The organism is Cryptosporangium japonicum (genome assembly GCF_039524755.1).
In the GTDB taxonomy this organism is placed as follows: domain Bacteria; phylum Actinomycetota; class Actinomycetes; order Mycobacteriales; family Cryptosporangiaceae; genus Cryptosporangium; species Cryptosporangium japonicum.
In genome coordinates, this window is sequence record NZ_BAAAGX010000009.1 from 221,244 (window position 1) to 230,095 (window position 8,852).

General features: G+C 71.7%; 11 protein-coding genes and 1 pseudogene. 6 read left to right on the forward strand and 6 right to left on the reverse strand.

The genetic code is table 11. The annotated features are described in order from the left end of the window. Positions 1-21 precede the first annotated feature (21 nt). Positions 22-621 (forward strand): TetR/AcrR family transcriptional regulator, encoded by a 600-nt coding sequence (locus ABD437_RS12350; RefSeq protein WP_344648913.1) that lies wholly within the window; start codon positions 22-24, stop codon positions 619-621. A gap of 7 nt (positions 622-628) precedes the next feature. Here ABD437_RS12350 and trmB read toward each other — a convergent pair whose 3' ends face one another. After that, positions 629-1,300 carry a tRNA (guanosine(46)-N7)-methyltransferase TrmB gene (gene trmB / locus ABD437_RS12355; protein ID WP_344648914.1) on the reverse strand — a complete coding sequence of 224 codons (672 nt, stop codon included), beginning with the start codon at positions 1,298-1,300 and terminating at the stop codon, positions 629-631. Then, positions 1,297-2,148: an NmrA family NAD(P)-binding protein gene (locus ABD437_RS12360; protein ID WP_344648915.1), complete on the reverse strand. Its 852-nt coding sequence runs from the start codon at positions 2,146-2,148 to the stop codon at positions 1,297-1,299. Before ABD437_RS12360 ends, trmB begins: the two co-directional genes overlap by 4 nt. 70 nt (positions 2,149-2,218) lie before the next feature. Here ABD437_RS12360 and ABD437_RS12365 point away from each other — a divergent pair, with 70 nt between their 5' ends. After that, entirely contained in the window at positions 2,219-3,112 is an 894-nt protein-coding gene (locus ABD437_RS12365; protein ID WP_344648916.1) for a LysR family transcriptional regulator, read from the forward strand. A gap of 7 nt (positions 3,113-3,119) precedes the next feature. Here ABD437_RS12365 and ABD437_RS12370 read toward each other — a convergent pair whose 3' ends face one another. Continuing rightward, entirely contained in the window at positions 3,120-3,782 is a 663-nt protein-coding gene (locus ABD437_RS12370; RefSeq protein ID WP_344648917.1) for a DUF4097 family beta strand repeat-containing protein, read from the reverse strand. A 210-nt stretch (positions 3,783-3,992) separates the two neighbouring features. Here ABD437_RS12370 and ABD437_RS12375 point away from each other — a divergent pair, with 210 nt between their 5' ends. Then, positions 3,993-4,721, forward strand: coding sequence for a GbsR/MarR family transcriptional regulator (locus ABD437_RS12375; RefSeq protein WP_344648918.1), 729 nt, complete (start codon positions 3,993-3,995; stop codon positions 4,719-4,721). A gap of 43 nt (positions 4,722-4,764) precedes the next feature. Here ABD437_RS12375 and ABD437_RS12380 read toward each other — a convergent pair whose 3' ends face one another. Next, positions 4,765-5,733, reverse strand: coding sequence for an NAD-dependent epimerase/dehydratase family protein (locus tag ABD437_RS12380; RefSeq protein ID WP_344648919.1), 969 nt, complete (start codon positions 5,731-5,733; stop codon positions 4,765-4,767). A gap of 50 nt (positions 5,734-5,783) precedes the next feature. Next, positions 5,784-6,392, reverse strand: coding sequence for a TetR/AcrR family transcriptional regulator (locus ABD437_RS12385; RefSeq protein ID WP_344648920.1), 609 nt, complete (start codon positions 6,390-6,392; stop codon positions 5,784-5,786). An 83-nt stretch (positions 6,393-6,475) separates the two neighbouring features. On the opposite strand from ABD437_RS12385, the gene ABD437_RS12390 reads away from it, so the two are divergent. Both ABD437_RS12390 and ABD437_RS12395 read left to right on the forward strand, forming a co-directional pair. Continuing rightward, a complete protein-coding gene (locus tag ABD437_RS12390; RefSeq protein ID WP_344649031.1) occupies positions 6,476-7,213 on the forward strand; it encodes an SDR family NAD(P)-dependent oxidoreductase in 738 nt (245 codons plus the stop codon). Positions 7,214-7,242: 29 nt separating this feature from the next. Beyond that, the gene (locus ABD437_RS12395; protein WP_344648921.1) at positions 7,243-7,965 is read left to right on the forward strand and encodes a class I SAM-dependent methyltransferase; all 723 of its coding nucleotides are present in this window, start codon (positions 7,243-7,245) and stop codon (positions 7,963-7,965) included. Here ABD437_RS12395 and ABD437_RS12400 read toward each other — a convergent pair. Continuing rightward, positions 7,962-8,453 (reverse strand): sigma-70 family RNA polymerase sigma factor, encoded by a 492-nt coding sequence (locus tag ABD437_RS12400; RefSeq protein WP_344648922.1) that lies wholly within the window; start codon positions 8,451-8,453, stop codon positions 7,962-7,964. The genes ABD437_RS12395 and ABD437_RS12400 overlap by 4 nt on opposite strands. Before the next feature lie 130 nt (positions 8,454-8,583). Between ABD437_RS12400 and ABD437_RS43010 the strand changes: the two are divergent. Beyond that, a pseudogene (locus ABD437_RS43010) lies at positions 8,584-8,799 on the forward strand (AfsR/SARP family transcriptional regulator); the annotation flags it as partial. Between the last annotated feature and the right edge of the window lie 53 nt (positions 8,800-8,852).

The following is an 8,852-nucleotide window of genomic DNA, read 5'->3' on the forward strand; positions in this document are numbered from 1 at the left end:
GACGCCGCCTAAGATGGCGGGGTGCCTCGCCGTGCGCCCGACCCCGAAGAGCGGCAACGCGACGCCGACCGGTCGCGTGAACGCCTGCTCGCCGCCGCGGCCGACGAGTTCGCCGCCGCCGGGTACGCCGGCGCCCGGGTGAGCTCGATCGCTTCGCGCGCCGGACTGAACCCGCAGCTGATCAGCTATTACTTCGGTGGCAAGGCCGGGCTCTATCGGGCGCTGAGCGAGCGCTGGCTGGCGTTCGAGCAGGAACTCGAGCCCGAGTCGAAGGACCTGCCGGAACTCATCTCCGCCTACACCCGCACGGCGCTCGAGGACCCGCGTGGCGCGCGGCTACTGCTGTGGAACGGCCTCACCGACACCGAGGAGTCCGCTGCCGGCGACGAGCCGTCCACGCAGCCCGACGACGCGGTGGCGATGACCAGACGGCAGCACGACGGCGAGATCGCCGACGACCTGGACCCCCGCCTCGTCCAGCTGGCGCTGATGGGTGCGAGCCTGGCCCCGGTCGCGCTCCCCCAGGTGCTCCGCCGCCTGACCGGCGAGAACGCGGACGACCCGGAGTTCATCGAGCGCTACCTGGACGTGATCCGCCGCCTCACCGAGCGTCTGCGCTGAACCCGGCTCACGCTCGGACGGCGAAGATGTCGGCCACGGCGTGGCCGCGGGCTACGCCCCGGGCCTCGTACTTCGTCACCGGCCGCCACGCCGGACGCTCGACCGGCCCGCCGTGCTCCAGCTCGAGGCCGGGCTCGGCGGACAGCACCGCCACCATCTGCTCGGCGTAGTGCTCCCAGTCGGTGGCGCAGTGCAGCCGCCCGCCCGGCGCGAGCCGATCCGCCACCAGCGCCGCGAACTCGGCGTCGACCAGACGCCGTTTGTGGTGGCGCGCTTTGGGCCACGGATCGGGGAAGTACACCCGGATCCCGGCCAGGCTGCCCGACGGGATGCGTTGACGCAGCAGCGCACCCCCGTCGCCGTTGAGCACCCGGACGTTCTCGAGCTCACGCTCGTGCAAACCACGCAGCAGCGCGCCGACGCCGGGAGTGTGCACGTCCGCGGCGATCAGACCGGTGCCCTGGTCCGCCTCGGCCATCTCCAGAGTGGTGCCGCCCATGCCGAACCCGATCTCCAGCACCACCGGCACGTCCGCGCCGAACAGCGCGCCCAGATCGAGCGGGCCGTCCCCCTCGGGCACCGCGAACCGGTCGGCCAGTGTGCCCAGAGCGAGCCGCTGACCAGGCGTGATCCGCCCCCGCCGGAGCTTGTAGGTCTGGGGGGCAGAGTTGACGGTCACGCCCCATTGTGCGACACGGCACCGAGGAGGAACTGGCGGAAGGTGGTGGGGGTGGTGTTCTCCGGCGTCCGGACGACGCCGTTGTCCAGCCCGTCGTTCTTGGCCAGCGACATGTCGATCCGCGCCTGCCCGATGGCCGTGTCGGCCGCACCGGGCACCTGCTGCTCGTAGCGCACCGGCCGGCCGAGCACCTCGGAGAGGATCGCGGCCATCCGGTCGTAGGTGAGGTCCTCGGGGCCGAGTACCGGCACCTCGGCGAACCCGGTCCACTCGCCGTCGCGCAGGACGCGTGCGGCGACCGCGGCGATGTCCCTGGTCGCGACCAGAGGGGCCGGGTTGTCGGGCCGGTACGGGCCCTGGAAGACGCCGCGTTCCCGGATCGAGTCGAGCTGACGCAGCGTGTTCTCCATGAACGACGGCGCGGTCAACGCCCGGTACGGCACCCCGGTGGAGGCGATCAGGTCGTCCATGGCCAGGGTCGCGGTGACGTGACCGGCCCGCCCGGCCACTGGCGTTCCACGGCCCAGCGCCGACACCGCGACCACCCGACCGGCCGCGCGCAGGGCCCCGAGCACCGGGCGCGCGAAGCCCGAGTACGCCTCGTCGGCGCTCGTCGCCGCCACGACCGGCGGCACCAGCCAGAACACGGCGTCGGCGCCGTCGAACGCGGTCGCCGCGACGTCGGGATCGCCGTGCGACCCCGCCACCACCTCGACGCGCTCGGCCACACCCGGTGCGAGCCGGGCCGGATCACGCACCACGACACGCACCGGCGCACCGGCCGCGAGCAAGTCCTGAACCACCTGGCTGCCGATCTGGCCGGTCGGCGCGGTCACCACGATTGTCATGCGTCCGAGTCAATGCCGGTACGCGCCGAACGAGAAGGACCGATGCCGTCCCGATTGATACCGTGGCGATATGAGTGACCTCGAGACCAGGCAGCTGCGGTACTTCGTGGCGGTGGCCGAGGAGCGCCATTTCGGGCGGGCGGCCACCCGGCTGGGGATGGCGCAGCCGCCTCTGTCCCGCGCGATCCGCGACCTGGAGCGTCAGCTCGGTGTGCAGTTGCTGGTCCGCACCACCCGCCAGGTCTCGCTCACCCCGGCCGGCGAGACGCTGCTGACCGATGCACGCACCGCACTCGACGCGGTGGCCGCCGCGGAGCACCGCGCCCGCAGTGCCGGCCGGCCGCAGCCCACGCTCCGGCTGGCCCTCAAAGCGGATTACGACGGCGGGCTGCTGCCCACGATCCTCGACGCGTACCAGGCCCGGCCGGTCGAGCTGCTGCTCGGCGGCCGCGGCGAGCAGGTACCGGCGTTGCGCGAGGGGCGGGCCGACGTCGCGATCCTGCCCGAGCCGCACGACGACCGCGGGCTGGACCTCGAACCGCTGCTCAGCGGACCGATGCTGGTGGCGCTGTCGGCGACCGACCCGCTCGCGGCGCGGACGTCGCTACGACTGTCGGACCTCGCCGGGCGCGAGCTGCCCGACGGCCGGCCGGCCGGGAACGGCGGAGCCGAGCCGCCGCGCTCCCGGAGCCGGGACCTTTCGCAGATCTTCAACCTGGTCGAGGTCGGCAGCTGCGTCTGGTTCCTGCCGGAGTGGGTGGCCCGGCGCTTTCCCCGGCCGCACCTGGCGTTCCTCCCGGTGGAGGACCTGCCCCCGACGACGCTCGTGGTGGCGTGGCCGGCCGACTCCCGCTCCGCCGCGGTGGCCGAGTTCGTTCGCGTGGCGAAGGAGATCTCCGGCGAGGGTCCAGCGGAGCCCGGCGTTCTCGCCGGCGGGGCCCCGGCCGGAGACCGACCGGGGTGAGCCCGCGTCAGAGGCTGTGCGCCTCGATGTCGCCGTAGGCGGTCGTCGCGCGGATCGCGAGCCCGATCGCGCCGTCGTTCTTGAGCGAGTTCACGATCCGGCCGGAGGACGTGCCGGCGTCCAGGGAGGCCGAGACGCCGCCGGCCACGCCGACCGTGATCCCGCCGGCCTCGGTACGCAGCTCGACCTGGCCACTCACCGCCTCGGCGACCCGGAGGTCACCCTTCGAGGTGCGGATCTCGCCGGAGCCGTTGAGGCGGCCGACCTCGACGTCACCGGCCTGCGTGGTCAGGCGCACGTTCGCGGCCTCGTCGATCGTGATCGAGCCGTGCGAGCCCTGGTAGGTCACGTCGCCGACCCGGCCGACGACCCGGAAGTCCGCGCTGGCCGCCGTCGCCTCGACCCGGGAGTCGGCGGGCAGCTGGACGGTGACCTCGATCGACCCGGACGGGCCGAACAACTGCTTCTCGGCCGCGGTCCGGATCCGCAGCACCCCGTCGACGAACTCCACCGACGTCTGCTCGGCGACCTGCACGTCGCGGTCCTTGGCCGCGTTCGTGGGCCGGACCTCCACCGCGGTGTCGCTGCGGTCGGTCGCGATGAACTGCACCCGACCAGCGGGGATGGTGAGGACGGCGGCGATCGGGGCGGGGGTGTCGAAGGTGTGCATGATGCTCTCCCGTGGTTGTTTGCTCCGTTGTTTCGAACACCGCAAACGCTACGTTGCGTTCCAGATTTGAACAACGCATTCGTTGCACTAGAACCGTAAAAGTGCAGTTCACAGCGTTTAAATCGTTGCATTGATCGTGAATTCAACGCAACAGGCGTTGCAATGGATAACGGGTAAACGCTATCGTCGGACGAGACGGAGGAGGTCGTCGTGCCGGGTGGCAGGCTCAATCAGCAGGAACGTCAGCAGATCGCCGCGGGTCTGGCCGACGGTCTCGCGTACGCGGAGATCGCGCGTGGCCTCGGCCGCCCGACCTCGACGATCACCCGCGAGGTGACGCGGAACGGCGGCCCCACCGGCTACCGCGCCGATCTGGCCCACCTCGCCACCGAGCGCCGGACGCACCAGCGTCGCCGGGCCAAACCACGCAGCACGCCGTCGCCCACCCAGCCCGACGGGCGGGACGCCGACGCCGTGCGCGACTACGCGGAGATGTGGACCGCCGTCCTCGTGCAGCAGGGCCTGCCCAAGATGATGTCCAGGGTGCTGGCCTGCCTCTACACCACCGATTCCGGCAGCCTCACCGCGGCTGAACTCGTCCAGCGGCTGGGGGTCAGCCCGGCGTCGATCTCGAAGGCGATCACGTTCCTGGAGAGCCAGCAGCTCGTCCGCCGGGAACGCGACGACCGGCGGCGGGAACGGTACGTGGTCGACCCGGAGCTCTGGCACCAGTCGACGATCGCCAGCGCACGCGCGAACGACCAGCTGATCGAGGTGGCGCGGCAGGGCGCCGCCGTGCTCGGCCCCGGCACCCCGGCCGCGGTGCGGCTCGAGAACACCGCCCGGTACCTCCGCTTCGTCAGCGAGGGCCTGCTCCGCGCCGCCGAGCAGGCGCGCGAGGTGCTGCACATGACGTCGGTCACCGGAGAAAAAGCGTGAGCGATCCTCCGTGCAGCCGCCACGCCCGCCGTGTCGGTTCCGGTCAGCCGAGCGAGGCCAGCTTCAACGCGAGCAGGCTCTCGGCCGTCTCCACGATCGTGGTCCCGACCGGCCGCGGGCGCCAGCCGAGCTCGTCGCGGGCCCGGTCGTTGTGGATGATCGGGCGCGGCAGATCGTCGCCCGGCGCCTCCTCGGTCGGCGCCTTCTCCGCACCCAGCCGCGCACGCAGCACGGCGGCCACCTCGAGGAAGCTCGTCGTCGGCCCGTCGGCGACGGCCAGGAACCGCCGCCCCGCGGCCGCGGGCGCCGCCATCGCGCGAACGTGCAGGTCGGCGACGTCACGAACGTCGACCACTCCCATCCGGGCCCGCGGCGCAACCGGCATCGTGCCCTCCATCAGCCCTTTGATCAGGTACGCCGAGGAGCCCAGCCGAGTCGTCAGCGTGGGTCCCAGGACGAAGGTCGGGTTGACGACGACCAGCTCGGTGTCGCCGCCCTCCTTCTCGACGAAATCCCAGGCCGCCCGCTCGGCGACCACCTTGGAGCGCGGATAGGGAGCCAGGCCGGGCATGTCGGGGTCGGTCCAGTCCGCCTCGCTGAACTCGGCGCCCGGCTTGGGGGTGTAGCCGATCGCGGCGAACGACGACGTCAACACCACCCGTCGGGCGCCGGCGTTCCGGGCGGCCCGGAGCACCCGGAGCGTGCCCTCCCGGGCCGGGACGATCAGGTCGTCCGGATCGTCGGGCTGCGCCACCGGGATCGGCGAGGCCACGTGGTGGATCTCCTCGCATCCGGCCACGGCGGCGCCCCACCCGTCGTCGGCATCCAGCGAAGCCCTGACGATCCGCAGGCGCGCGTCGTCGGCGCCACCCCGACGCATGGCGGCGCGCAGTTCCGCTTCGCCGGCCGACGAGCGCACGGTCGCCCGCACGTCCCGGCCGGAGCGCAACAGCGCCGCGACCAGCTGCGTACCGACATATCCGGATCCACCGGTAATCAGAACAGTGCTCATGGACCGAATGCTGCGCCGCCGCCCGGAGCCCGGCGAGAGGCCCGCTTTTCCTAGGACTGCCGGGGCACTGCTCGCAGCGCGATGTCGATCACGGCGTTCAACCCGGCGCGATCGACGCCGGCCGCCGCGTGCACGGCATTTCCCTCGCTGACGACCATCACGTACCGGGCCAGCCCGGCCGCATCCGTACCGGCCGGCAGGTCGCCGTCGGCCACCGCCCGCTCGAGGCGCTCGGCCAGCGCGTTCTCCCCCGCGAGCCGGCTGGCGGCCAGGAACTGGGCGACGTGCCCGTCGTCGCTGCCCGCCGCCAGGCCGCCCTGGATCGAGAGACACCCGGCGGGCCGGTCGGTGCGGGTGAGCGCGTCGGCGTTCGCGCGCAGGAAGCGCTCGATCACTTCGTAGCCGGTGGGCCGGGCCAGCGCGTCGCGGGCGTAGGCCATGTCGATCTCCGCGTAGCGGGCGACCGCCCGGCGGAACAACTCGTCCTTGTTGCCGTAGGCGGCGTACATGCTCGGCCGGTTGATGCCCATCGCCGCGGTGAGATCGGTGAGCGACGTGCCCTCGTAACCCTGCCGCCAGAACACCTCGACGGCCCGGTCGAGCGCGGCGTCGGCGTCGAAGCTGCGGGGTCGGCCGCGTTCCCGTGTCGTGGTCGTCACACAAATCATCATACCGATCGGTACAGAAATCGAGTAGCGTCCTCAATTACATACCGAGCAGTACAGAAATGGAGACCCCGATCATGGGACAGCTCGACGGCAAGACCGCCCTCGTCACCGGCGCCACCTCGGGTATCGGCCTGGCCGCCGCCCGCCGCCTGGCCGCCGAAGGGGCGCACGTCCACCTCACCGGCCGACGCCAGGACGCGCTGGACGCCGCGGTGGCCTCGATCGGTGACCGCGCGACCGGCATCCGCGCCGACGTCAGCGACCTCGCCGACCTCGACCGCGTGATGGCGTCGATCGACGAGCTCGACGTGTTGTTCGCCAACGCCGGTGGCGGCGAGTTCGCCGCGCTCGGCGACATCACCTGGGCGCACTACGCCGACACGTTCAACACCAACGTCGGCGGCACGATCTTCACCGTCCAGAAGGCCCTGCCGCGGCTCAAGCGAGGCGCCTCGGTGATCGTCACCAGCTCGAACATCGACACGAAGGGCGCCGCGGCCTTCAGCGTCTACGCCGCGAGCAAGGCGGCGCTGCGCTCGCTGACCCGCAGCTGGGCGGCCGAGCTGGTCGACCGCGGCATCCGGGTGAACAGCATCGCGCCCGGTCCGATCGCGACACCGGGGCTCTCCGGTCTGGCTCCCGACCCGGAGGGCGCCGAGCAGCTGCTCAAGGGCCTGGCCGCGGGCGTGCCGATGAACCGGCTCGGCCGGCCGGAGGAGATCGCCGACGCGGTGCTGTTCCTCGCGTCCGACAGCAGCACGTTCATGACCGGCGCCGAGATCTACGTCGACGGTGGCGCCAGTCAGGTGTGAACGGCCGGGCGCTGTGACACCGTTGAGCGATGCCGGATCCGATCTTCGATCACCCTCGGCTGGTCGGCGTCTACGACGCCCTGGAAGGCGAACGGCACGATCTGGACGCCTACGAGCGGCTCGTCGCGGAGCTGGGCACGACGCGGATCCTCGACGTTGGCTGCGGCACCGGTGTCTTCGCGACCCGGCTCGCCGCAGCCGGTCTGGGCGTCACCGGTGTCGACCCGGCGCCGGGCTCGATCCGGTACGCGCGGGACCGCCCCTCCGGGGAGCTCGTCAACTGGATCCGCGGCGACATCCAGGACGTCCACGACAGCGGCTTCGACCTGGCGACGATGACCGGCAACGTGGCCCAGGCCATCGTCGATCCGAACAAGTGGAACCGGACGCTCACCGGCGTGCGTCGGGTGCTCCGGCCGGGCGGGCACCTGGTGTTCGAGACCCGCGACCCGGCGCACCGGGCCTGGGAGCTGTGGACCGCGGAGCTGACCGACCGCACCGTCGACGTCGAGGGCGTCGGCCCGGTGCGGACGTGGACCGAGGTGGTGGACCTGGCCGGGCCGCTGCTCACGTTCCGCACGACCTGGGTGTTCCCCGATCGGGCCGTCCTGACCTCGCACTCGACGCTGCGTTTCCGCACCCGCCGCGAGATCGAGTCGTCGCTGCGCACCCACGGTTACGACCTGCTCGAGGTCCGGAACGCCCCCGACCGCCCCGGCCTCGAGTGGGTGTTCCTGGCCCGCAAGCGCTAGTCGGTCGCGGCCATGCCGTTACGCAGGGCACGCAACGCGTAGTGCGCCCGGGACTTCACGGTGCCCACCGGCACGTCCAACCGCTGCGCGACCTCCTCGGCCGGGATCCCACGCATGTGCAGATCCACCAGCACGTTGCGGTGCGCGTCGCTCAACCGCCCGAAGGCGTCGCGCATCGCGTCGTTGACGAGTGCCGCCTCGGTCGTGTCCTCGACCCGGGCGATGTGTTCGAAGTCGACGATCGCCGTCTCCACCGGCCGGATCTGCCGGGCCCTGACCGTGTCGATGAACAGCCGGCGGGCCACCGCGAACAGCCACCGCCGCTGGTTGCTCTCCTGCTCCGGCAAGCTGTCGGCGTGCTGCCACGCACGCAGCATCGTCTCCTGCAGCATGTCCTCCGCGGTCTGCCGATCGCCCCGGTTGAGCTTGAGCAGATAGCGCATCAGGCTGCCCGCGTGTACGGAGTGTAATGAATCGATCTGGGGCATGTGCCCGACGCTAGAAAGGCTTACTGCGTTCTAACTGACACAGAACTGACACGGCGATCTGGGGATCCGGTCGGCCGACGAACGCGAAATCGTTACGCTGAGCAACGTGCCGGCCGAGACGAGACCAACGGTGTACTTCACCGTTCTCGGTCCCGTCCGTGTTTTCCGCAACGGCGAGGAGCTCACCGTCGGGCCGGGCCAGGAGCAGGCCGTGCTCGCTCTGCTGCTCGCTCGCGCCGGACACCCCATCTCGGTAGGCACTTTGATCGATGCATTGTGGGGGGACGCCCCGCCGGCGAGCGCGATGAACGTCATCCAGCGGTCGGTCGGACGGATCCGCCGCCTGCTGGAACCGGAGCTCCCGCATCGGGCGAGCGGGCAGTGGCTGCTGCGTACCGG